The organism is Sphingobacterium sp. UBA1897, from assembly GCF_002337775.1.
GTDB lineage: Bacteria > Bacteroidota > Bacteroidia > Sphingobacteriales > Sphingobacteriaceae > Sphingobacterium > Sphingobacterium siyangense.
On record NZ_DDGR01000019.1, the window covers coordinates 101,865 to 127,343 of the forward strand.

Genomic DNA, 25,479 nt, shown 5'->3' on the forward strand with positions numbered 1-25,479 from the left:
AAACATAAAATATGCCTTAAATATGTTTAAAAAGCTGTTTTTGACTAAAAAATATATGTTTTTTGACGGATTTGTGTACGATGGAATGTTGCAAAATCGGCTAAGTTTGAGGTATTAATCCAATTATAAATCTAGGTAGGGGTGGCAACGATGCAAAAGAAATAACCAAAGTAGACCGTAGTTTACCATCATATTGTCTTGTCCGGCTAGATTGTATTATTTACTGTTTAATTCGTATTGAAATTTATGAAAAACTTAAAGATTGCTTCTTTTTACACCATGTTGAGCGTGATGCCAACATTGCTGTATGCGCAGGAGAAGGTTACGGGACAAGTTTTCAACAAAGCAAACGAGCCTATCGTTGGTGCGAGTGTACTCCTCCTGGAAGGAGGTAAGGGAACCTCAACAGACAAATCGGGGAAATTTGAGCTGAATGCTAACAAAGGAACGCTCGTCGTGTCATTTGTTGGGTATAAGACTCGTCGAATTCCATTGGATGGAACAACAAATTTAAAAATCCAGCTCGAGGCCGATGAAAATGTATTGGAGGATGTCGTCGTTGTTGGTTATGGTAAACAGTCCAAACGTAATATTACAGGGGCGGTAAGCAATATTAAATCAGAGGATATTGTACGGTCATCATCGACGACAACTGCTGGGGCTTTGGCAGGAAAGGTGCAGGGGATCTCAGTGCGTGCCAAAGACGCACGTCCCGGTCGTGGTGCAGCGATCGAAATCCGGAATATGGGCTCGCCTTTATATGTAATTGATGGGGTTGCTTATGGAGGTCAGGAAGGTACTGATTGGGTTGGTACACAGAATGGCTCCGGCGCAGATATCTTTAATTCGCTGAATCTAGAAGATATTGAGAGTATCTCTATTTTGAAAGATGCCGCCGCAGCAGTATATGGATTCCGTGCTTCCAGAGGTGTTGTATTGATTACCACCAAAAAAGGCGCAAAAGGAGAAAGTGCAAAAATCAATATTAATGGCTACCAAGGCTGGCAAAATTTGACACGTTTTCCGACCATGGCAAACGCTAAACAATACACACGTGGATTGGTTGAGGCCGCACAGAATGAAAACCGCGACCCGAGGACGGTATATACGCCCGAGGAGTTGGCGAAATGGCAGGCAGGGACAGAGCCCGGCTACCAAGGCTATGATTATTATGACATGGTGATCCGTAAGAATATTCCACAGCGATACATCAATGCCAATGTTACCGGTGGAAATGAAAAATCCAATTACTTCCTGTCATTGGGCCACCTCAATCAGGATGCAATGATCAAGGATTTCAATTATAAGCGAACCAATTTCCAGGCCAATATGGAAGCTGAGGTACTCAAAGGACTTACTGTCGGGACGCAGATTTCAGGAAGACATGAGGGCACACAGGATGTTGGCTTACCAGGTGGGGATGGATACTTCTCGTCTATTTTGGCTATTATGAAAAATAGGCCGACTGTAGGTCCCTACGCAAATGACAATCCGGAATATATCAATCATACCAATGATTTTCCCTATAACCCGGCTCTCTTTAGTCGCGATATTGCCGGCTATAAAGACAATAAATACCTTGCTGGAAATGTGAATCTCTTTGCGGCCTATAAGACAAATTTTGGTTTGTCGGCAAAAGGAACTGTTTCTTACAACTATACCAACAATAAATTTGAAGGCTTCCAATATACCTATGATGTATATCGGTACGAAAATAATGCCTATAAGCGTACTGGTGGAAGTGATGCTGGCTGGCGTTACGATACCACGAGGGAGATTGTTTCTCGCTTTGCACAGTTCCAGATCGATTATAACAAGCAGATCGGCGATCATACTTTCGCGGGAATGTTAGGCTATGAGCGTTCAGATTGGGACCGGACGTATAAGGCATTGGGCGCAAATCCTTCAAACAATTATATTCCGTTGTTAAGACTGTCGGAGCTCAATAGTTTGGCCGATGAATGGGCTTACGAGGCTCGGGCTGGATATATTGGCCGTATCAACTACAACTACAAGGGCAAGTATCTTCTGGAGGTACTGGGCCGTTATGATGGTTCCTTTAAATATTATGAAGGTAAACGCTGGGGATTGTTTCCAGGAGCATCGGTAGGTTGGCGTATTTCGGATGAAGGGTTCTTTAAATCCTTAAAATCTGTGGTGAGTGACCTTAAAATCCGTGGTTCGATCGGACAAACAGGACTTGAAGAGGGCGTGGGAATGCACGATTACCTTGCCGGGTATAATTGGGCGGCTGGAAGTGCTGTCTTAGACGGAGCTTATGTGCCCGGGGTACAGCCTAGAGGTTTACCAGTTCGCAACCTCTCCTGGGTTAAAAACACCAATTATAACATGGGTATCGATGCGACACTGCTGAAAAATAAGCTGACATTGACGGCCGATATCTTTAAAATTATCCGTACTGGATATCCTGGCAAACGGTACGATGTCCTATTACCAGCCGAAATCGGTTATGATCTTCCCAATGAAAACCTCGGTAAGAACGGCTATTATGGAGCCGAAGGTATCATTACCTATACCGATAAGGTCGGTGAGCTTAACTATGTTGTCAGTGGGAATATGACTTTTTCACGTTATCGTGACCTAGAAACCTATAAGCCTCGTTTCAGTAATTCGTGGAATGAATACCGTAACTCGATTGAAGACCGCTGGGGCGGAGTATGGTGGGGATACCAAGTAGTTGGACGATTTCAGTCGGAAGAAGAGATCCGCAACCATCCGATCAATAATGATGGTCAGAACAATAGGACGCAACTTCCTGGTGATCTGATTTATAAAGATGTAAACGGCGATGGGGTTATCAATGATATGGATCAGCGTCCGATCGGTTATCCGACGGGTTGGGCACCGATGATGAGCTTCGGTGGTCGGATAGGACTTGACTGGAAAGGCATCAACTTAAATATTGATCTGGCCGGTGGTGCGGTGCAATCCTGGTTTCAGGATTATGAATTACGTAATGCCTTCCATGGTGGGGGTAATTCTCCAGCTTATCTACTTGAAGATAGATGGCATCGCAAAGACCCTTATGATCCAAACAGCGAATGGATTCCGGGACGCTACCCTGCGATTCGTAACGGCAACTCGGGTCCCAATAGTCGAAATAGTGATTTTTGGTTGACCAATGTACGTTACCTGCGTGTCCGCAACCTGGAGGTTGGATACAATCTGCCAAAAGCATGGATTCAAAAGATAAAGGCCGAAAAAATACGGTTCTATATCAATGCCTCAAACTTGATTTCTTTTGACAATGTCAAAGACTACCAGATTGATCCCGAGATCGAAGCGAGAGCAGCAGTAGTATATCCACAGCAAAGGGTATTTATGGTTGGATTTAATATGACTTTTTAACATGAAACTACGATTTAAACTTACATATATAGGAGTTGCTTTATTGACCTTGTCCTCGTTGAGCAGCTGCAATCACGACGATTGGTTTGACCGGGATTCAAAATCATTGATTACCGATGCACAGCTTTGGAATGACCCGAAACTGTTGACTTCACTCGTCGCCAATTATTACGATAGAATGCCAACGCTACATGGTGTTTTCAATACAGGAGGAATGACCGAATTGGATGATGCCATGTGGTCGGGACATCGCGATCAAAACTGGCGTAATGATTATCAGTTTGGTGACGATTACGGTCGCTATTGGGATTATGGATTGATTCGGGATCTGAATCTTTCCCTCGAAAATATCGATCAGTTCAGTACACAATTGTCTGATGCACAACGCAAGCAGTATAAAGCCGAAATACGCTTCATCCGCGCTTTCGTTTATTTTGAGCTCGTCAAACGCATGGGTGGGGTTCCGATCGTTACAACCCAGCTCATCTATGACTTTAGCGGTGATCCAACACCATTGCAGGTGGCACGTGCCAAGGAGTATGAAGTCTACGATTTTATTTACAAAGAATTGGAAGAGATCAAGGAAGATCTTGCCGTCTATAATGCCAGTAAGACCAGAGCCAACAAGTATACAGCATTAGCTTTGGAAAGTCGGGCAATGCTTTATGCGGCGTCCATCGCGAAATATAATAATCTAATGGCCTCACCGATAACGACTGCCGGAGGAGAAGTGGGTATTCCAGCCAATATGGCGACGGGGTATTATACCAAGTCACTGGCTGCTTCCAAGGAAATTATGAATGGTCCCTATGCGCTTTACAATGAGAATGCCGATAAAGGTGCCAATTTTTATGATATGCTCAATAAGAAAACTGGTGCTGAAGTCATCTTTGCCAAGGATTTTGTCACGAGTTTAAAAGTTCACCGCTTTGCTTATGACAATATCGTCAGAAGTCTGACCGAAGACAATGAGTCGTCATCGACGATTTCTCCTTCATTGAGTCTTGTAGAAAGTTTTGATTATCTAGACGGTAGCAAAGGTACACTACATGATAAAAACGGCGCAGGAAATTACGTAGCCTACCAAAATATCAACGATATTTTTGCGAATAAAGATGCTCGTTTGTTTGGGACTGTGATTTATCCGGGAACTTCTTTCCGCGGACGTGCTGTGAGTATTCAAGCTGGAGTTGCAACTTGGGGGACGAATGGAGCTTACCAGTTTACAGCAGCGCCACAACTGGGACAGAATTATGCGAGTGGTGGTTTGTGGACCGGCTTTGATGGACCGCTTTATGACGCACAGGACGTCAGCAACACCGGCTTCTATATCCGTAAATTTGTCAGTGATGCGCCGGCAGCCAGTACACGCGGTACATCAGCTGCTAACTGGTGGCCGTGGTTTCGTCTTGGTGAAATTTACCTCAACGCGTCAGAAGCTGCATTTGAGCTGGGACAGACCGTGGACGCTAGAACTTACGTCAATAAATTACGCGAAAGAGCAGGATTTCCGGCCAATAGCGTTAGTAATCTAACAATGGATATTATCCGGAACGAACGTCGTGTCGAACTTGCTTTTGAAGATCATCGTTACTATGATCTTAAAAGATGGCGTATTGCACATTTGGTGTGGGACGGATCGGAAAATGATCCCAACGCTGTTGTATATGGACTATATGCTTATCGTGTCGTGCGTCCAGGGCATGCCGATGACGGTAAGTATATCTATGAACGGGTAAGACCTGCGCGTTTCAGAAAGGCACGCTTTTTCCGTATGGCCAATTATTATGCGTCCATTAGTCAGGATGTCATTAATAAAAATCCTAAAATAGTTAGAAATCCATTCCATTAATCTAGTTGTACCATGAAAATAAAATTTTTAAGCTTATTGGTAGCTTTTGCAAGCCTACTCGTTGTAGGTTGTAAATATGATAATTTTGAAGCCCCAAAATCAACGCTTTCGGGACGCGTTGTTTATGAAGGAAAGGCGATTGGCGTTCGGAATAATGGGCCTCAATTGGAATTATGGCAGGATGGGTATCCGCTTCGCTCAGCAATACCCGTATATTTTGATCAGGACGGCTCTTTTTCTGTTAGTCTTTTTGATGGTGAATACAAATTGGTGCGGAAAGGAGATTCACCATGGCTACAACAGGCAACCGATACGGTTTTGGTGCAAGTGAAGGGCAATACGACAATTGATGTGCCTGTAACACCCTATTTCACGGTGACAAACGAGTCTTTTCAAAAAAATAATAACAGTATTACTGCTAACTTTACGGTTAATAGAATAGTAGGTACGGCAAATTTGGAGTTTGTGCGACTTTACCTCGGTAAATCTGTTTTAACAGATCAGGTACAACGCGAGCTACGTGTGGATGCCAATTTGGCTAATGTTGCTTTTGGTCAACCGACAAGTATCGTCGGTGAATTGCCGGACAACCTGAAAAACCTCGATTATGTGTTTGCCCGAATAGGGGTGAAAGCTACGGTATCTGGAGAGTACTACTATACGGCAGTTCAAAAAATAGCTTTAAAATAGGTGCTGATGGCAAGTAAAATTGCCGGATTACGAAGCCACGGGATCATATTCCGTGGCTTTTAAAGATGCAAAAAAAATGGTCTAATGCTTATTTATTCTACTAAACCTTCATGAAAAAAAACAAAATTTCAATCTTAGTTACCTTATTTTTAATACATGCTACATGCGGCGTTTTTGCTCAGGCTTATCGCAGCGGACCTACGGACAAAGATTTTGCAGGTTATTTATTTGCCTATTTCAAAGGTAATGCTGTCGCAGATGAAGCGGTTTGTTTTGCGATCAGCACAGATGGCTATACCTACAGAGCCTTAAATGAAAACCAGCCTATCCTGGATTCGAAGGTGATCAGCAAGACTGGTGGTGTACGTGATCCCCATATTCTCCGTGGCGAAGATGGGAAAACATTTTATATGGTGCTCACCGACATGACCTCCTCCAAAGGCTGGGATTCTAATCGGGGTTTGATCCTGCTAAAATCCGAAGACCTTGTGCATTGGTCTCATCAGGCAATCGATATCCAGCAGCGTTTCAAAGGTCAGGAAGCGTTGAAAAGAGTATGGGCACCACAGACTATATATGACCCTTCGGTCGGTAAATACATGGTGTACTGGTCCATGCAGCACGGAAATGGCCCGGATATCATCTACTATGCTTATGCTAATAAGGAGTTTACAGATTTTGAAAGCGAACCTAAAGTGCTGTTTCTTCCAAAAAATGGTAAATCCTGTATCGATGGCGATATTATTGCAAAGAATGGCTTGTTCTACCTTTTTTACAAAACTGAAGGACATGGAAATGGCATTAAGCTGGCGATAACCGATTCTCTGACTTCGGGAAAATGGATTGAACAGCCGGGGTATAAACAGCAGACCAATGATGCTGTGGAAGGATCCAGTGTCTTTAAACTCAATCAATCGGATAAATATATCCTGATGTATGATGTCTATGGTAAAGGGAAGTACCAATTCTGCATCTCTGAAGACCTTGATCGTTTTAAAGTAATCGACCATCAAATTGACATGGATTTCCATCCACGTCATGGGACCATTATTCCTATTTCAAGACAAGAACTTTTGGACTTGACCTCCAAATGGGGGAAACCCAAAGATATAGAATTCGCATTCAGAAAGAATCCCGTTTTGGATGGCTTTTATGCCGATCCAGATGTACTCTATTCCAATAAAACAAAAAAATACTATATCTATCCAACGAGTGATGGTTTTGATGGCTGGGGGGGCTATTATTTCAAGACCTTCTCGTCTTCCGATCTCAATCAGTGGAAAGATGAAGGGGTGATTTTGGACCTGAAAAAAGATGTTGCCTGGGGACCTCGCAATGCATGGGCACCTACAATTACGGAAAAGAAAGTCAAGAACGATTATAAGTACTATTATTATTTTACAGCAGCGCAAAAGATCGGTGTTGCGGTGGCTGATTTACCTACCGGGCCTTTTAAGGACGCGGGAAAACCGCTGATCGATTTTAAGCCTGAGGGTGTCAATGGCGGGCAGGAGATTGATCCGGCGGTGTTTAACGATCCCAAATCTGGAAAAAGCTATCTGTATTGGGGAAATGGCTATCTGGCTGTTGCTGAACTCAACAAAGATATGGTTTCCATCAAAAAAAATACAGTAAAGGTACTCACTCCCGATAAGACATTCCGCGAAGGTGCCTATGTTGTCTACCGCAAAGGACGCTATTATTTCTTTTGGTCAGAAGATGATACCCGGAGTGAAAATTATCGGGTACGCTATGGAACTGCAACTTCCCCTGATGGACCGATCACTGTTCCGGCTAATAATTTAGTCTTACAAAAAGATTCTGCGAAAGGGATCTATGGCACTGGGCATAATTCGATTTTGCAGATTCCCGGTAAAGACGAATGGTATATTGTTTACCATCGATTCAATTATCCCAAAGGTATTGATATGGGCGACGCAGCAGGATTTAACCGGGAGGTATGCATGGATCGTTTGTATTTTGATGATCAGGGCAATGTGTTGCCTGTTGTTCCAACGCTTTAATCACTTGAACCTAATGCAAAAAAGTAAAATGAATAATCTCATAAAAAAACTATCCGTCTTAGCTGTTTCTATTGGTATGGGCATCAGTGGCCTATACGCACAGGCTGGATTTGGTGAAGCCGAAGCGATCAATTCAGACTGGCGTTTCCATTTGGGTGATATCGAGGGGCAGGCCAGCGCAGAAACGAAGCGTGGAGCTTGGCAGCAGGTCCGTTTGCCCCATGATTGGGGCGTAAAATACCCCCTCAGTCCAAGTTTAGCCAGCGCGACAGGCTATTTACCGGGTGGTATTGGCTGGTATCAAAAACAGCTCCTGATACCTATGGCAGATCAGGGCAAAAAAATATTTATCTATTTTGAGGGGGTATACAACCGAAGCGAGGTGTTTGTCAATGGCAAATCTGTTGGAAAACGCCCCAACGGCTATATATCCTTTTCTTATGATATCACGTCATATATTGAGTTTGGAAAAGAAAATACCATCGCTGTTAAGGTCGACCACAGTAAAAGTGCCGATTCAAGATGGTACACGGGATCGGGCATTTATCGTGACGTTTGGCTTGTAAAGGCCAATCCCTTGCATATTGATCAATGGGGAGTATATGCCTATCCCGAGCTAAAGCAAGGGAAAGGAATGTTAAATACCGAAGTGACCGTTGTCAATAGTATGTCCAACGGCAGTGCGGTTACCGTTGTGCAGGAGTTGATTGACGCCGCAGGGAAAGTTGTCGCTAATAAATCGGAGAAAGTGAAGATTGATGCTGCCGCTAAAGCGACGATACAGCAGCAATTGACGGTTGCAAACCCTAAATTGTGGAGCTTGGATCAACCCAATCAATATACCTTGCGGACAAGCGTATTGCAAAATGGAAAGCAAATTGATCAGTCGGCAATCAAAACGGGCTTCCGAACTTTTACATTTGATCCAAACAAGGGCTTTGCTTTAAACGGCGAATGGATGAAAGTCAAAGGCGTGTGCCTACATCACGATGCCGGTGTGCTGGGTGCTGAAATGTATACCGAGGTATGGCGTCGGCGGCTGCAGACATTAAAATCTTTGGGTGTCAATGCCATTCGAACCAGTCATAATCCGCAAGCATCCTCGCTTTACACCTTATGTGACGAGTTGGGGCTGTTGGTTATGGATGAGGCATTTGATGAATGGGAATTTCCAAAACGGAAATGGCTGCAGGGCTGGAATGTCGGAACGCCCGGTTTTGAGGGATCGTATGACTTTTTTGAAAGCTGGGGAGAGCAAGATCTTGCAGATATGGTCAAACGGGATCGCAATCACCTCTCGATTTTCGCCTGGAGTATAGGGAATGAAGTGGATTATCCAAATGACCCTTATTCACATCCTGTCCTTAACGGCGAGAAGAAGGAGGGTGGTTTTACACAGGCTTCGTATGGCGGATACAAAAAGGATGCACCAGATGCGATGCGATTGGGTGATATAGCGAAACGCTTGGTTGCGGTTGTGAAAAAATATGATAAAAGCAGAGCTGTTACAGCAGGGCTTGCAGGTGTGGCTATGTCCAACGAAACGGCCTATCCGGGGGCACTCGACATTGCAGGGTACAATTATACCGAAAGTCGTTATCAACTGGATCATCAGCGCTATCCAGCACGCGTGATTTTCGGAAGTGAGAATCGGCACGATCTTCCGGCATGGCTTGCCGTACGCGACAACAAGCATATATTTGGCCAGTTCTTGTGGACGGGTATTGACTATCTCGGAGAGTCGGGGCGTTGGCCTTCACGTGGATTTTATTCGGGACTGCTGGATTTCGCAGGTTTTATTAAACCGAGGGGTTATTACCGCCAATCGCTGTGGTCCGATAAACCAATGGCTTATTTGGGAACCTATCCATTGAAGGGCGGAGCAACGACTACCGATGTCTGGTCTGCATTGGAATCCGAACAGGGGCAACGGAAAAATGAAGCGCCCTCCATGGATGCCTGGCCAATTTGGAACTATCAGGAGGGGCAGCAAATCAGGGTGGTCTGTTACACCAATAGCCCTCAGGCGCGATTGGAGCTTAATGGTAAGGTTGTTGGCGAAGAGAAAAATTACGATGAGAAGACAGGTATCATCTTTTGGGATATTCCCTATGCAGCTGGTAAACTAGAGGTTGTTGGTCTGGACACGAATAAAAAAGAAGTAGTTCGGCACACTATCGAATCCAGTGAACGTCCGGCGGCGATTCAGGCGGCGGTGATAGGAGGGAAAGCGATTGAGAGCGGTGGCATTTTGCAGGTTGCCTTGCAAGTGGTGGATAACAAGGGACTTCCTGTGGTCCTTTCGGAAGATGAAATCACCTGTGATATTGCTGGACATGCGCGATTACTGGGTATGGAAGCGGGGAACAATGCAGATATGGGCGACTATACCGATAATAAACAGCGCGTTTATCATGGAAAAATGATCGTGTATGTTCAGGCTTTGGGCAAATCGGGCGATACAATTAATATACGATTTACCTCGCCTTGGTTGACAATGGCAAACGTAACCTATAGCATAAAATAATTAACTCACTTGTCTTTATTGAACTTCTGAACTAAAAAAGCACCGGAAAACTCCGGTGCTTTTTTTATGCCAAAATCTTATAGGATGTCCATTCCACTATTGGAAAAATTACGGTTTTATATATTGCTCACAAAAAATATAAATCGGCCAAAGCCAGTTTGTACTTTGCTGCTACCTATATAAAAATCAACAAGGTTATTTCCTTTCAAGGAAATAACTTTGTTGATTTTAGCTAATTGTTTATTATATCTTGCTCAATAGAGCAAACAAAGCTTTAGCAGTTTCTTCCGAAGACCCAGGGTTTTGCCCGGTAATGAGATGACCATCTTTGACTACATAACTATGCCAATCTTCCCCTTTGCTGTACTGACCACCCAATTTTACGAGTTCATCTTCCACTAAAAAGGGAACAACATCCGTTAGTTGAACCGCTTCTTCCTCGCTATTTGAAAATCCGGTAACTTTTTTGCCTTTGATCAGTGGCTGACCATTACTATCCTTGACATAGCGAAATACAGCTGGGGCATGGCATACGGCAGCGACAGGTTTGTTGTGGGCCCAAAATGATTCGATCAATGCAATGGATGTCTTATCGTTGGTTAAATCCCACAAAGGGCCATGGCCCCCAGGATAGAAAACAGCATCATAATCCTGCTCATTGATATGATCCAAAGGAATGCTATTTGCCAATTTTGTTTGAAGCTCCTTATCGGCATCAAAACGTTTGGTTGCTTCGGTTTGAAAATCCGGGAGTGCACTTTTAGGGTCTATCGGTGGCTGACCACCTTTAGGCGATGCGATTGTGACGTCCACTCCTGCATCTTGTAAAACATAGTAAGGCGCTGCAAATTCTTCTATCCAAAAACCTGTTTTTTCTCCTGTATCTCCCAATTGGTCATGTGATGTCAATACAACCAATACTTTTAATTTGTCTTTTTTCATATTAAATAACCAAGTCTGTTAAAAAATTATATGTTTAAAACGATAGTACAAAGTAGGGGATAAATTGCCAGAGCCCTATGTGATATACATCACAATTTAGCGAATGGTTTTGCTTTTGTGATATAGATCACATTATTTGGCTTGGTATAGCCTGCTCAGTGTTTCGCGGGAAACACCCAGATATGCTGCAATCAAATGTTTGGGAATGAGATTATAGAGTTCGGGATATTGCTGCATGAGTTCCTCGTAGCGGCTTCGAGCATCGTTGTTCAGCAGTGACATTATTCTTTTTTGCAGCCCAATATATCCTTTATTGGAACGCCATCTAAAAAAGGTTTCAACTTCGTGAATTTCCTTACATACTTTTTCACGGTCTTCGTTCGATAAGCAAAGAGTGTCTGCATCGCTGACACAATCTAAATTGACCGTAGCTGGGCCTTGGTTATGCAATGCATTATAATCGGAAGCCCACCAGGTTTTTGTTGCGAACTGTAAGATATGCATCTTTTGTTCATCGTTGGTGAAATAGGTCTTTAAACAGCCATTTAGCACAAAATACTCTTGTTCCACAAGGTCTCCTTGACGGATAATCATTTGTTTCTTTTTAAAGGAGATCGGTTTAAAAAAAGAAAAGAAGTAGTCGAATTGTTCGTCGTTTAACTGGACGGTTTTGTCGATATGTTGTCTCAGAATTTCACGCTCGGTCATAGCTAACAGTTACTTGATCGATTTAAAATTAAACAAAATCTCACAATGATAGCGAAGGCCTGCATCAAGTTCTCCTCAGATTCAAAATTAAGAAAGGAATAACACTACTTTTATAGGGGGGTAACAAGGGATTAGTAGGGGATATACCCCTGCTAACCCTTTGTTATACCCCTGCAATATATTAAGATAATATCAATTAGATTTTAACTTGTGCCCAAACAAAAAAGGACCTTGAAATACTTTAGCCGCGCTGCTAAATTTCCATGTTTAACCGGTTTAGTGATTTAGAAAAAATGATTTTTTTTTGATTTTATTTTGTTTATACAAAGTTATTTTCTATTTTAGTGTTGCCCATTCAAGGGCACTTTTCATAAAATAGGTTAATAATATGGCTAAAACACCCGGAGTACCCCATGCTTTCGGGTGTTTTTTTTGTTTTTTACCCTTCCGTTATTTCCTTGGATATGTTCAACTAAATTTAAATGCTTAAGAACCTATATCTTGCCTGATTGACTCCTTAGGTATATATTTCAGTTTTAATATTCTAGAATAATCGCTAGTAATCTCATGATTATGAAAATTTATTTCGCTGTATAACGATTCTGCTACAGTGTTGCTAATTATAATGACTTTGAGTAAGTTTAGGGAAAGAGCCACAGTAAATAAATTATGTCCATCGTTGACAAACAGACTTTAGCAGATTTAAATGTTACCAATAGCAGGTATAAGGATATGATTGATTTTTTCGATTGTACAGTTACCGTAGGTGGGCGGGACATGTTGTATAGTTATTTTCTTAAACCTCTTTCCTCTAAATTGGAAATAGAAAGCAGACAGCATTTAATTCTTTTTATGCAAAAAGTTGAGATTTCGGATCTATTGGATAAGTATATGATGCAGGATCTTGAGCAATATTTGTCTCTGCCACAGGAACCCTATTCACCTTCTCGGACTACTTATTACCTGGAAATGGTGTCAACGAATTTTTTGTCTTTGGATTTTAAAAAACGCGAGATACTTGTAAAGCGATCTATTCACGAAATAGCAAAGATTACGGATGGTCTTGCTATTTTATTAGAATATGTAAAATCAGAAGGTCATACTTTAGCTATTCTCAAAGAGTATAGTAAACACATAGATTATGTTTTGGAAGATATCGATCGGGATGAATTTATACAGTTGCTGAATAACAAATTTTCTAAAGAGCTGATGATCAAATACGATTATCTTTTTAGAAATATAAAACGAAATGCAATACGTGAGATTTTCGATGTTTTGTATCATTTGGATGCCTTGTTCAGTGTAGCAAAAAGTATCAAAGGAAAGAATCTTGTATTTCCTCAGATTGAGGAAAAGACAGGGGGAGAGGATATGATCACCATACGTGGAGCTTATAATTTATTTATCGAAGATGCCATTAAAAATGATGTCGAAATCAATAAAGAAAATAACCTTTGGTATTTGACTGGAGCAAATATGACAGGAAAATCTACCTTGTTGAAGACAATTGGAAGCTGTGTTTATCTGGCACATCTTGGTTTTCCGGTTCCAGCAGATGCGATGAAAACAGTGCTTTTTGATGGAATATCGGCGACCATAAATTTAGGTGATAATATAAATGCAGGTGCAAGTCACTTTTTTAACGAAGTATTACGGGTTAAACATTTGGCGGAGTTACTGGCATCCGGTAAGCAAATGTTTATTCTCATGGATGAGCTATTCAAGGGGACAAACCATAGTGATGCTAGTGAAGCAACCCAGGAATTAGTTAACTGTTTGAAAGGATATAAGAACAGTGTATTCTTATTGTCCTCACATATTACAGAAATTTGCCCCATACTGTATAAAGATGGTATTGCGATGAAATATTTAGAGGTTCAGTTGGATGAACAGGAGGGGATTGTCTTTACGTACCGACTTTTGGATGGTGTTGCCGAAGAAAAGTTAGGCATGTGGTTATTGCGTAAAGAACGGGTATTTGAGATTTTAAGGAAATTTGATTTGGGAAGACAAAAAGAATGAGATTGATTATATTGTTCCAGTTTTATAGTCTTTGGCAAACTTTTGGTCGAACATAACCAATTGTCTGTATCTTATCGGATTCCGTAGACTTGACAAAGTAATCTAAACCATTTTTTATGATATCCCGTATTCAATTTAGTGTTGTTCTATTTTTTATCTATTTTAATTGCTATTCGCAATCTAAATACGTCAATCCGTTTATCGGTGCGGTTACCAGTGGTGAAAAAGCCGAAACCGGTGGGCATGGTTTCGGTAAAACTTTTCCAGGGGCAGCAACTCCATTTGGCTTAACACAGGTTAGCCCCAACACGATCACTGGTGGAGATAATGGTTCTGGATACAACTACGAGCATACCTCCATCGAAGGATTTGCCTTTACACAAATGAGTGGTATAGGCTGGTACGGTGATCTAGGTAATTTTTTAGTCATGCCGACCACAGGAGAGCTGAAAACTTCGGCAGGCAGTGCCGAACATCCGGAAAAAGGCTACCGCTCTCGTTTTTCCAAAAAAGATGAGAAAGCAGGTGCCGGTTATTATGAAGTGGTGCTTTCAGATTATCATATAAAAGCTGAAATGACCGCTACGCCGCATAGCGGTATGCTTCGGTTTACTTTTCCCAAACATAAAAAGTCGCGGATTCAGATCGACTTAGCGCGGCGAGTAGGTGGTACATCTACGGAACAATATGTGAAAGTGGTGGACAACCATACCATCCAAGGATGGATGAAGTGCACGCCCGAAGGTGGAGGTTGGGGAAATGGTGATGGGAAGGCAAATTATACGGTCTATTTTTATGCCCAATTTAGTAAGCCTTTTACCGATACAGGAGTATGGAGTTGTGCCCTTCCAGAGGGGAAAAAACGGAAATTGGAAGATGTCACAAGTGCCAGTTATCAAGAGATGGTTTCCAAATCTGTCGTCACAAAAAATATCGGCATTATGGAAGGTAAACATTTGGGGTTTTATACCGAATTCCCTACACAAGCAAATGAGCAGGTCTTAATGAAAGCTGGAATTTCATTTGTCAGTATGGAGGGAGCCAAAAATAACCTTGAAACAGAAATCAAAGATTGGAACTTTAACAATGTATTGAAGCAAATGCAGAAACGATGGGATGATGCATTAGGGAAAATCGAGGTTCACGGTGGGACAGAAGACGAGAAAACTGTTTTTTACACAGCTTTGTATCATTCGATGATCGATCCGCGAGATTTCTCGGATGTAGATGGAAAATACGTTGGCGGTGACGGACATATTCACCAAACGAAAGATTTTACCAAGCGAACAGTATTTAGCGGCTGGGATGTTTTTCGAAGTCAGTTTCCTTTGCAAACGATTATTAATCCGACTATCGTAAATGATATGATCAATTCTTTGGTGACATTGGCCGAAGAAAGTAAACAGGATTATTTAGAACGTTGGGAATTTTTGAATGCGTATAGTGGCTGTATGATCGGAAACCCTGCCGTATCAGTTATTACGGACGCCTATATGAAAGGGATATCCAACTTTGATGTAGAAAAAGCTTATAAATATGCGCGACAGACTGTTGAAAAATTTGGAAATGGAGAAAAGGGAACTACAGGAGAAATTTCAACGACATTGGAATACGCTTATACAGAATGGTGCCTGTCTCAATTAGCAAAACGATTAAATAAAACGGCTGATGTGGATTTATATGCTCATCGTGCGCAAAGTTATAGAAACCTATTTGATCCCACAGTCGGCTGGTTTCGACCGAAAGAACAGGATGGTACATGGAGTAAATGGCCAGAAACGGGCCGCTTAACCCAAAATTATGGCTGTGTTGAGAGCAACCCTTATCAGCAGGGATGGTTTGTCCCTCATGATGTGGATGGACTTGCAGGCCTTTTGGGTGGTAAGCAAAAAACCATCGCGGATCTCAATAGTTTTTTTGAACTCGCTCCGCAAGATATGATGTGGAATAATTATTATAACCATGCCAATGAACCGGTACACCATGCACCCTTTTTGTTTAATCGTTTAGGAGCGCCATGGCTCACGCAAAAATGGACGCGTGAAATTTGTTCACGTGCCTATCATAATTCAGTTTATGGTCTGATAGGTAATGAAGATGTGGGGCAAATGTCAGCATGGTATGTATTGGCGGCATCTGGATTACACCCTATTTGTCCGGGTGACACACGCTATGAGATTACAAGTCCTGTGTTTGATACGATCACCTTTAAACTTGATCCCAAATATTATCCTCGGACACAGTTTGTAATCAAAACAGAAAATAACTCGCCTGAAAATCGCTACATCCAAAAGGCTGAACTTAATGGCATCTCTTATAATAACTGTTTTATAGATCACAATGAAATTATGCGAGGCGGAACCTTGGTGCTATTTATGGGTAAAGAACAGAATAAAGAATGGGGGGCTCAGTAAAATTGTTGAAAGCAAATAAAATCAAAGTTTTAAGCAAGTATCTGAAAGTCGCATCAGTAAATGTTTTGGCAAAATAAAAAGATGAATTACTTTAAAAAACAACTCTATATCCTGTGTCTATTGGGCTTGTTGGGCCAGGCAAAGCAGAGCTATAGTCAGCAGCTGCCGCTATTTAGCAAAGAAAGCAACAGCCTGTCTGGAGACTGGCTAATAGGAACTCCCCAGGCGAAAGCAGGACTTTTCAAGACGAAAGAAGGTCATTTGGTCTTTTCCAATGGTTTGGTCAGCCGTACATTTACGACTTTTCCAAATGTAGCCAGTATTGGTTTGGATGAATTGACTGGAAATACAGCATTTCTACGGTCGATTCGACCTGAAGCCAGCGTAACAATCGATGGGTTTACCTTTGATGTCGGCGGATTGGAAGGACAGAAAGTACATAATTATTTACTGAAAGAATGTATCCCGAGTTTAAAGGCAAACCCCATGGCTTTTAAATTCCATGACTATAAAATTGAAGATACAAAACCCCGTTTTGGTTGGAAAAAGAGACCAAACTGGATGCCTAAAGATATGCCTTGGCCTGTCCCGGGCAAAGAGCTGACATTTACCTATACATTGGATCAGCAGGTGATCGATGCGCTTGCAGCAAAGAATAAAAGTGACCAAAACAGGGCATTGCTGTTGGAAGATAAATTTCAGCATCTAGATTCCGGATGGAAGTTGATGGTTTCAAAATCACATGAGCGTAATTCCTTTGTCAATGAAGGAAAAGTGGGCGAAATTATGGCACTTGAAAATGCTGCTGTGTTCGCTGAAAGAACAGTTCCTCAAGAGGTAAAGGTACTCGTAGCCAAGATGAATAAAGGTACTGATCAATCCAACGATTGGGGATTGGGTTTTGGACTAAGCCTAACGAATAGTAATCCCAGACTTTATTGGAGAGCAAGCGAAGGCAAGGTTGTTTTTTTTGATGGCAAACGCGATAACGGAACTTTCGAAGTTGGTAAAGTAGATCAGCTATGGTTTAGATATGAAATAGCCGATAAAGAATTATTGGCACAAGCCTCTTTGGACGGACAGCAATGGCGTACTGTTGGTCATCTTCCACTAAAGTCGGGTGACAAGATACAACTGGTTCGTGTCGGAAAAATGGATCCAAACGGCGGGAATAAGGATGGTAAGGCTTCGACAAAGGAAGGGCGCTCCAAAATAGAAGGTTTTTGGGCATACGGTGATTTTCCATCCCAATTTGCAGGCGATCTATCCAGTAAACTTGCTTATATGAAAAACATTACGGTACAGGTTCATTATGATCTTTATGATGACATGCCGATCTTTAGTAAGTGGATTACCGTGCAGAATCAGTCGGACCGGGAAATTGTGGTTAATAGCTTTAAGAGTGAGCAATTGGCTGTATTTGAGCCCGAAAGTTCGGTAGATCATAGAAGCCGTTGGTTATACCCTAATATCACGGTGGAAACAGATTATACATTTGGCGGTATGAGCGATGAAATCGTTTATTCCTCGAGTCTGGAGTGGAAAAAAGACCCGCTATATACGACACAGGTCCACTACGACCGGGAGACACCCTGTCTGTTGGAAGTTGCACCTAAAATGGGACCTGAACAACAGGTTGCTGCCGGTGGAGAATTTGCAAGCTATCGGGTTTGGGAGCTGTTGAACGATAGCTGGGAACGCGAACGTAAGAGCCTTGGATATCGAAAAATGCTGCGCTCCATGGCGCCATGGGCAACTGAAAATCCAATATTGATGCATGTACGGAGTTCGGACAACGAGTCGGTAAAAAAGGCAATTGATCAAGCATCGGAAGTTGGTTTTGAAATGGTGATTATGACCTTTTGGTCTGGATTCAATGCCGAAGATGATTCTCCCGAAAATCTCAAGCGTATGAAGGAGCTTGTTGACTATGCGCATAGCAAAGGAATTGAACTTGGAGGCTATTCGCTCCTGGCTAGTCGGCATATTGATGCTAAAAATGACGTTGTGCTACCTGAAGGCATGCATCCTCGCTTTGGAAGTTCACCCTGTATTGAGAGTGAATGGGGCCAGGCTTACTTCAAAAAGCTGTATAACCTGTATGAAAGTTCGGGATTGGGCGTATTTGAGCACGATGGATCTTATCCTGGAGATTGGTGCTATTCCACCGATCACCCCGGGCATCATAATGAAAAAGACTCACAATGGAATCAGTTTAAACGGATCACTGATTTTTACAAATGGTGCCGTGAAAAGGGAATCTACCTGAATATTCCGGATATGTATTTCTTGAATGGCGGAAACAAAGTCGGGATGGGCTACCGTGAGGCGAACTGGTCGCTTCCGAGGGCACAACAGGAGATTGTGGAAAGACAGAATATTTTTGATGGTACCTGGGCAAAGGCGCCGTCTATGGGCTGGATGTTTGTTCCTTTGGTAGAATATCAAGGTGGAGGCAAAGAGGCAACGATCGAGCCTTTGAAGGATCACCTACCGCATTACGAGCAACGCTTGGCCAATCTATTTGGCGCAGGTGTACAGGCCTGTTATCGTGGGCCACAGCTTTATGACTCCCCAGAAACAAAAAATGTAGTGGCCAAATGGGTGAATTTTTACAAGAAACACCGCGAAGTTTTGGACAGTGATATTATCCATGTAAGACGTCCTGACGGGATGGATTATGATGCTATTTTGCACGTGAATCCGGCGGGGAAAGAAAAAGGATTACTAATGATCTATAATCCATTGGACGAAGCGATAAAACGAAAAATTAAGGTCAACTTATACTATACCGGACTGACAGGAAATGCACAAGTGGTTGAGCAAGATCAGAACAGCAGCATAATACCATTAAATGCAGCCTCAGAAGCGATCTTTGAGGTCAATATACCGGCAAAAAGTCAAACTTGGTTCGTCATTAAGTAAGCCGCTCGGCAAACATTTCGGATCAAGACTTCAATTTTTTAAAGAGTCTTCTCATCACAATGATGAGAAGACTCTTTTTTGGACTTGACTTACATGTTATTTTGTGTGCGACTTTATCTGATTGACAAGAGTTCACCACATGTGTCTTTTCCGATCAGGTTTGTCGTCGTTTACGCAATGGGATAAGCCATGCTATACGTTATTCAATATGGAGCAATTTTTTGTGCTGTTGCGAAGAATGGCGCTTCCATTGGAGAGCCTTTTAAGAATAAGTCAGATAGGATCGCAAAAGAAGAAAACTCGTTTATTGTCAGTTTTGGACTTAATTAAAAAGGTTCTTTTTACTTAACGTCTTTTTTCTCCGGCCATTTTACAAACACGCCCGTTTCAAGTGTAAGTTCACCAGTTGCAGCATTATAACTATCCTTGGATAGGATAGGGATTTCACCGGCTACTTTACTTTGTTCGGGATTATGTGTACGGTTATGGTAAGTCGGCACTTTTTCAAGCTTGACCAATTTACCATTGATGCGTAGATTTTTTTGAACAACGGTTACTTTAGGCAATTTATCGTATCGGATGACATTCAACCCTTCGAGGTCCCGCTGTCTTTGGGCGAAATCAATAAAATACTTGTATTGCTCCAAGAACGATGTGATGTGTTTTTTCATCTGGATCTTTTTACCCGGGAAGGCTAGGGACCCTACATTGACCACTCTTTTAGTGCTTAAATCTTCGACATACATCGTGACCCAGGAATGTTCATAATCGCCCCAGCTGAAATAGGTTTCTTTGGGATTAATAGTGTCTGGAACGGCTTTGCCTGCGATATAGCCTTCTTTTTTTAGTGTGATGCGATAAGAACCTTTGTGCCAGCCTACGGTATTGCGGACACTGATAAAATCACCCTCCGCATCTGAACTGGCATAATATCCTGTAGTTTTTAAAGCCTTTTTTGTTCGTTCAAACCAACGTGAAAAGATGCCATTAAATTTGATATCTTCTTCTTTACCAGTCTTAACACTGATACCGCCACCGGCAGATTGAATACCACAATATAAAGGCATATTGTTTAGGGATATATTAAAGGGTGAAATGTAAAATGAATAGTGGTCTGGGATTTCATCTTGTACAATAATATCAATGGAAATAGAATGGAAATCATTGACGGCTGAGTCCAATACATAATAGGAATTGGTATAGTGTAAAGGGGGTAAAATGAGACTATCGGGAAAGACATATTCCGTAGCCATCTTCTTCTTGAGCTCTTCATCTATACTGCTGTTTTCATATTTTTTTTTAAGCTCCTCTTTGGTTTGGGAAAAGGCTGTGCCACTGAATAAGGTAAGTGGTACGAGCACCGCCAAAATATTTTTTATCAATTTCATAAACAGTTTTAATTGTGTTCACCAATATACTTTTTTTTCTTTTAGCAGTAAAGGGCTGATTAACCGGTCGATTCAAATAGTACAACAGACGAATCGTAAATCATTTTTGGCGAATTGTAAACGGGGGGGAGAATCTCTGACCGAGCACTTTATATTTGGTTCCAAGAAATGCCAAGAACATAGATTGGAGTTTTTTTTGAAGTAGGGAGTGAAAAGATCTTAATTCGCTAATTCATTGTGCTGTAGGTTTATGTGTGCCATTTTAATTTTAATTGTCATAGTAGATAGTGCCTTATACTTAAGGTGAATGTTTTTCATAGGTAGTAAGCCGTAAAGGACTCCCCGTTCTTGCGGCTTTTTTGTGTCTATTGGCCAGTTATAAGAATCGCCGGCTAGCGTAGTCCTATAGTCAGTTTGCTAGGAGATCTTATATTTCTTGGCTGTTTTAGGCTAGGATAAAAAAAAAAGTCAAAATTTCTTTAGGACGTTTTGTCTTTCCCGTTGTCATCATTGTATAAATGGAGATTTTGGCCGTTAAAAATCCATTTACAATGCAACTACTATGAAATTTTAGCCTATTAATCATTTTTAGCATGGCACTGACTAATAAAATATTCCAACAAAGTGAGATTGAAAGTTTTGAATTCAATCACAAAGTTTTAAAAAACTGTTCATTTATCGATTGTACGATAAAAGGGAAAAGCTTCATGAACTCCATGTTTCGTGATTGTAAGTTCATTCGCTGTACCTTTATAGACTGTAACTTTCAGTCTGTTGTTTTTCAGGAATCTGGGCTTTGGATGGAAAGTACATTCGAAGCGAACGATTTTTCGAAAGCCATTATTGGAAATTTAAAAATTGAAAAGTCCTCCTTTCTTTACAATACATTTGACAAAACAACTTTCGATGGGACAAATTTGGTTCATGTGGTTTTTAAAGGAAAGATCAGTTCTTCATGGTTTTATGGAATTCCTTTTACAGAAGATTTATACTCTACCAATCTTTTTATTCTCAAAAAAGCCAAACCATTAAAAACTCCCTTGATAAATTTCGGTCATGCGGAATTGAAGGACGTTATATTTTCTCGAAGGCTAGATCTCTCCAGTACGGTTTTTCCAAACCAGGAACATCTTAAAATCATCAATAATCCAAGACGTTTTTTTGATAGTTTCCTCAAAAGGTCAAAAGAAGTATTCACGGATAATGAATCGTTAGTTTTCTGTCGGGACTTGGTAGATAATGTCTTGTATAAACCCGAAAATAGGGGTATGCCGATCATATTGGTTGATTTAAATCAATTTTATCCCTCATTGAATGAAAATAGAGATCGTCTTATTGTTGATCTCCTGAAAGCGGGATAATCATATCATTCTATATATAATTGTTAATGCAAAGCCGTTTGGAGTTCCCAGCTCTAGCGGCTTTTTCCCTGTATCCCTGCCGTTGCCATTGTTTGCTCCGGTCATTGCCATTGTTCGCTATTGTTCCTCGTAAACACCTACCTGAGACCTAGTGTCTACCTGGTTCACGAGGTAAACACTAGGCGATTCATAGGAATTTGATCGGTTAATTGCAAAAGTAGGGCAGAAGCAGTCCAGTCAAAAGGCAGTGCAAGGGCCATATCTAATGGCGGCGGTTAAAATGCAACCTGCTGTATCATAGTTTTCTTATATTTTTGTATATATAAGAAAATTAGGTATATTTAATTAATTGTTTAAGATGAACGAATGAAAGATACGAAGTTATTAAAAGGCACTTTACAAACGATTATTCTAAAGCTATTGTCTGGAACGAAAAGAATGTATGGCTATGAAATGACTCAACAAGTAAAACTCTTAACCGAAGGAGAGTTTATCCTGACTGAGGGAGCGCTCTATCCTGCATTACATAAGCTAGAAGCGGAAGGACTCCTGGATACAGCAATAGAAGTAGTCGATGGAAGAGCAAGAAAATATTACTCCCTGACAGTGAAGGGAAAAAAAGCTCAGGTAAGTAAAATGAAAGATGCGTTGACCTTTGTGGAGAAGTTACAGGTTATCTTGAACACTAAACCAATTGTATCATGACAGAAAAGAAATTGACCAAAGCGGAATTAGGTATTCTGATGGATTTTATTCGTTCTAAAGGATATCGTTATGTTGATGTTCAACTTGAAATTCTGGATCACTTTGCTTGTAAGGTAGAGGAACTCATGTCTTCAGATGCCGGTATATATTTCAATCGAGCCATTGATCTCGCTTATGCCAGTTTTGGAGCGGCAGGTTTTGGAAACATTGCCGCTAGCTATGAATTGAATCTGCAACGTAAACAGATCAATAAATTTCCTGCTGATTTTTTACAATTCGTCAAGCATTGGCATAGTGCAATTTATATCGTGTACTTCACATTGTTCTATTATTTTGTGCCGCTCGATGCAGATGCTTTTTGGACCGGATTAAAATTAGGGATGATCGGTACACTCGTTTTTTATATTCCAGTATACTTATTGCGGCATCGGCCTAGAGGGAGCAAATACTGCGTTTATCGCAATTATCTAGGTTTAACGATACCGATTATGGTTTTGATCATCGGGTTGGTTTCTTCTGAATGGATCGTTAATTATATTCCTTTAGCTTTGTATCGTGTTGTTATTCTTATTTTTATGTATATTGGATTAGGAATTTTGTATATATTTGAAAAGAATCTAAAGGCCATTGTCCGACGGGTAGATGAGATCGAAGTGCTGCACCAGAGCTGACGATTAATTTTTTAAATTATGAAATATCTTTTCCTGTTGTTACTAAGCATTTGTTTTTTGTCCAGCTGTGACAAAGAAGACATTGACTTTGACTCCACGGAGGTCGGTGGTGGAACAATGGCTAAAAGGTATCAATTTGAAGGGCGTTCCGTCGGGTTTTCGGTTAGCCAGATTTACGTGGATGGTACCACAAATAAAAACTTCTATTTGGGGACAGTTTGGGGATTAAAAGATACCACACCGCAACTAAAACTAACTTCCCTTCGTAACTATTATAAACCTTTCAAAAGCACAATTTCTTCTACACAACCCACTTTATCTCCCATTCATATTATTCCTGGATTTGATGCTGTGCGAGCTTTCGCGAAGAAAAGCAAGGGGGAACCGGCTGTTTTGAAGCAATCATCGGTAGGGGCATTTTTCGATTATAGGGCAATACGTTACCATCTTAATAATAGCCCTGACGTAGATAGTGTACTCAAATTGGTCCGTCACCATGATTCCACCACGATAAAAAGAGCTAATAGCCTGTTGTTGCGTCGAGAACATATTACATTTAGTCTCCATGCGGATCTGAAAGACTATGAACAGGCTTTTAATAGGGATGCACTTGGGAAGTTAAAAAATACAGGTTATAATCCCTACTATGTTTCCTCAGTCAACTATGGTACACACTCAATCATGATGGGGGAAAGTGATTTTCCACGAGGTGATCTTAAAAATGTATTGGAAAAATTGCTGTACAATCAATTTCTGACGAAAACCGACGAAACGGTATTAAAAGGGTCCGACGTATTGGTTTATCTGCGCGGTGGACGTCAAACAAGTTTTATTAGACGCGCGACAGGTCTGGATGAAATTAAAAAACTTGTCATTGATTATAAAAATGAACTTGAACTGCAACAGAATAGCTTTGATTATCCCATTAGCTATAGTCTAGGAGGCCTTAATTCCCATGGGCACCTGAAATTCTGGTACTCTTATGATTTTCTCGTCCGTGAGGAAAAAGAGTAATTTTTATTTAAACAAATAGATAATTAAAGGATATTTTTTACATTTGGCCAATTGTCGCAAACGGCATTATAGTGTTGTTTTTTGTCTATCTATTTTAAATGTGGCATAACCATTAGCCTTTTTGCTTCAATACCATTATTAGCTATAAACAATTATTAAAGAAGAACTATGGAAGAAACAATTAAGACATTGATCTACGTTCACGCATTTTTTGGTGGGATAGGATTGATTACCGGCCTGATAAGTGTGGCTGTAAAAAAGGGGGGAGCAGGGCACAAGAAAATGGGGATTATATTTTCCTATGCGATGGTGATTAGTTCTTTAATTTCACTCGTTATTGCGAGGATGCCGGGCCACGAAAACACATTTTTATTTTTGATCGGTATCTTTACCATCTATCTCATTCTAGCTGGTAATCGCGCATTGACTTTACGCAGTAAAATTAAACAACAGGCCGATTGGAAAGACAAACTGATTTCCGCCACGATGCTACTTGTATCGGTCGGTATGTTATGTCTTGGTTTAATTGGATTGGTACAACAGGTGGCAAATTCTGTTTTATATGTCTTTTTTGGTGGTTTTGGTGCATTTATGAGTATTCGGGATTTTCAGCTGTTTAAAAGTTTCAAAGAAAAGAAAAATGCCTGGCTGGTCAGTCACTTGGGCCGTATGGTAGGCGCATTGATTGCGTCGGTGACTGCATTTTTAGTTGCTGGGATTCAGCTTGGCTCAACGCTGGTTTGGATTATGCCAACTATCATTGGCACCGTGTATATCATCTATTCCAATCGAGCATTGAACAAAAGTAAAGTACTTCGTACGGATTTGCATTAATCTAGCGAGTTCAAATCAAGCATTAAAAAGGCC

The 25,479-nt window shown here is 41.2% G+C and carries 16 protein-coding genes; 13 read left to right on the forward strand and 3 right to left on the reverse strand.

The window, feature by feature from the left end; translation table 11 throughout:
* Nucleotides 1-246: 246 nt before the first annotated feature.
* The 5 genes from B4N43_RS11350 (at nt 247) to B4N43_RS11370 (ending at nt 10,462) form a co-directional block, all read left to right on the forward strand.
* Nucleotides 247-3,369, forward strand: coding sequence for a SusC/RagA family TonB-linked outer membrane protein (locus tag B4N43_RS11350; protein ID WP_286734722.1), 3,123 nt, complete (start codon nt 247-249; stop codon nt 3,367-3,369).
* A gap of 1 nt (nt 3,370) precedes the next feature.
* Nucleotides 3,371-5,221, forward strand: a complete 1,851-nt coding sequence (locus B4N43_RS11355) for a RagB/SusD family nutrient uptake outer membrane protein (protein ID WP_286734723.1) — start codon at nt 3,371-3,373, stop codon at nt 5,219-5,221.
* 12 nt (nt 5,222-5,233) lie between these two features.
* A complete protein-coding gene (locus tag B4N43_RS11360; protein WP_075993521.1) occupies nt 5,234-5,911 on the forward strand; it encodes a DUF3823 domain-containing protein in 678 nt (225 codons plus the stop codon).
* 110 nt (nt 5,912-6,021) lie between these two features.
* Nucleotides 6,022-7,935, forward strand: coding sequence for a family 43 glycosylhydrolase (locus B4N43_RS11365; protein ID WP_075993520.1), 1,914 nt, complete (start codon nt 6,022-6,024; stop codon nt 7,933-7,935).
* Between the two features lie 28 nt (nt 7,936-7,963).
* On the forward strand, nt 7,964-10,462 hold the full coding sequence (locus B4N43_RS11370; RefSeq protein ID WP_286734724.1) for a sugar-binding domain-containing protein: 2,499 nt from the start codon (nt 7,964-7,966) through the stop codon (nt 10,460-10,462).
* 243 nt (nt 10,463-10,705) lie between these two features.
* Here B4N43_RS11370 and B4N43_RS11375 read toward each other — a convergent pair whose 3' ends face one another.
* Both B4N43_RS11375 and B4N43_RS11380 read right to left on the reverse strand, forming a co-directional pair.
* Entirely contained in the window at nt 10,706-11,404 is a 699-nt protein-coding gene (locus B4N43_RS11375; protein ID WP_286734725.1) for a type 1 glutamine amidotransferase domain-containing protein, read from the reverse strand.
* Between the two features lie 132 nt (nt 11,405-11,536).
* Nucleotides 11,537-12,112, reverse strand: coding sequence for a Crp/Fnr family transcriptional regulator (locus B4N43_RS11380; RefSeq protein ID WP_075993518.1), 576 nt, complete (start codon nt 12,110-12,112; stop codon nt 11,537-11,539).
* A gap of 669 nt (nt 12,113-12,781) precedes the next feature.
* Between B4N43_RS11380 and B4N43_RS11385 the strand changes: the two genes are divergently transcribed.
* The 3 genes from B4N43_RS11385 to B4N43_RS11395 all read left to right on the forward strand — a co-directional run bounded on the left by B4N43_RS11385 (nt 12,782) and on the right by B4N43_RS11395 (nt 19,473).
* Nucleotides 12,782-14,134: a MutS-related protein gene (locus tag B4N43_RS11385; RefSeq protein WP_075993517.1), complete on the forward strand. Its 1,353-nt coding sequence runs from the start codon at nt 12,782-12,784 to the stop codon at nt 14,132-14,134.
* A gap of 116 nt (nt 14,135-14,250) precedes the next feature.
* Nucleotides 14,251-16,548, forward strand: a complete 2,298-nt coding sequence (locus B4N43_RS11390) for a GH92 family glycosyl hydrolase (protein WP_286734728.1) — start codon at nt 14,251-14,253, stop codon at nt 16,546-16,548.
* 81 nt (nt 16,549-16,629) lie between these two features.
* Complete coding sequence (locus B4N43_RS11395) at nt 16,630-19,473, forward strand: hypothetical protein (RefSeq protein WP_286734730.1); 2,844 nt, start codon at nt 16,630-16,632, stop codon at nt 19,471-19,473.
* A gap of 341 nt (nt 19,474-19,814) precedes the next feature.
* Here B4N43_RS11395 and B4N43_RS11400 read toward each other — a convergent pair whose 3' ends face one another.
* Nucleotides 19,815-20,861 carry a hypothetical protein gene (locus tag B4N43_RS11400; protein ID WP_286734731.1) on the reverse strand — a complete coding sequence of 349 codons (1,047 nt, stop codon included), beginning with the start codon at nt 20,859-20,861 and terminating at the stop codon, nt 19,815-19,817.
* A gap of 593 nt (nt 20,862-21,454) precedes the next feature.
* On the opposite strand from B4N43_RS11400, the gene B4N43_RS11405 reads away from it, so the two are divergent.
* From B4N43_RS11405 to B4N43_RS11425, 5 genes are all read left to right on the forward strand, one after another.
* Nucleotides 21,455-22,222, forward strand: a complete 768-nt coding sequence (locus B4N43_RS11405; RefSeq protein ID WP_075993511.1) for a pentapeptide repeat-containing protein — start codon at nt 21,455-21,457, stop codon at nt 22,220-22,222.
* 366 nt (nt 22,223-22,588) lie between these two features.
* Nucleotides 22,589-22,927 carry a PadR family transcriptional regulator gene (locus B4N43_RS11410; RefSeq protein ID WP_120332513.1) on the forward strand — a complete coding sequence of 113 codons (339 nt, stop codon included), beginning with the start codon at nt 22,589-22,591 and terminating at the stop codon, nt 22,925-22,927.
* Nucleotides 22,924-23,598: a hypothetical protein gene (locus tag B4N43_RS11415; protein WP_075993509.1), complete on the forward strand. Its 675-nt coding sequence runs from the start codon at nt 22,924-22,926 to the stop codon at nt 23,596-23,598. Before B4N43_RS11410 ends, B4N43_RS11415 begins: the two co-directional genes overlap by 4 nt.
* Nucleotides 23,599-23,616: 18 nt before the next feature.
* Nucleotides 23,617-24,612, forward strand: coding sequence for a hypothetical protein (locus tag B4N43_RS11420; protein WP_075993508.1), 996 nt, complete (start codon nt 23,617-23,619; stop codon nt 24,610-24,612).
* Between the two features lie 168 nt (nt 24,613-24,780).
* Nucleotides 24,781-25,446, forward strand: coding sequence for a hypothetical protein (locus B4N43_RS11425; RefSeq protein ID WP_075993507.1), 666 nt, complete (start codon nt 24,781-24,783; stop codon nt 25,444-25,446).
* Nucleotides 25,447-25,479 lie beyond the last annotated feature (33 nt).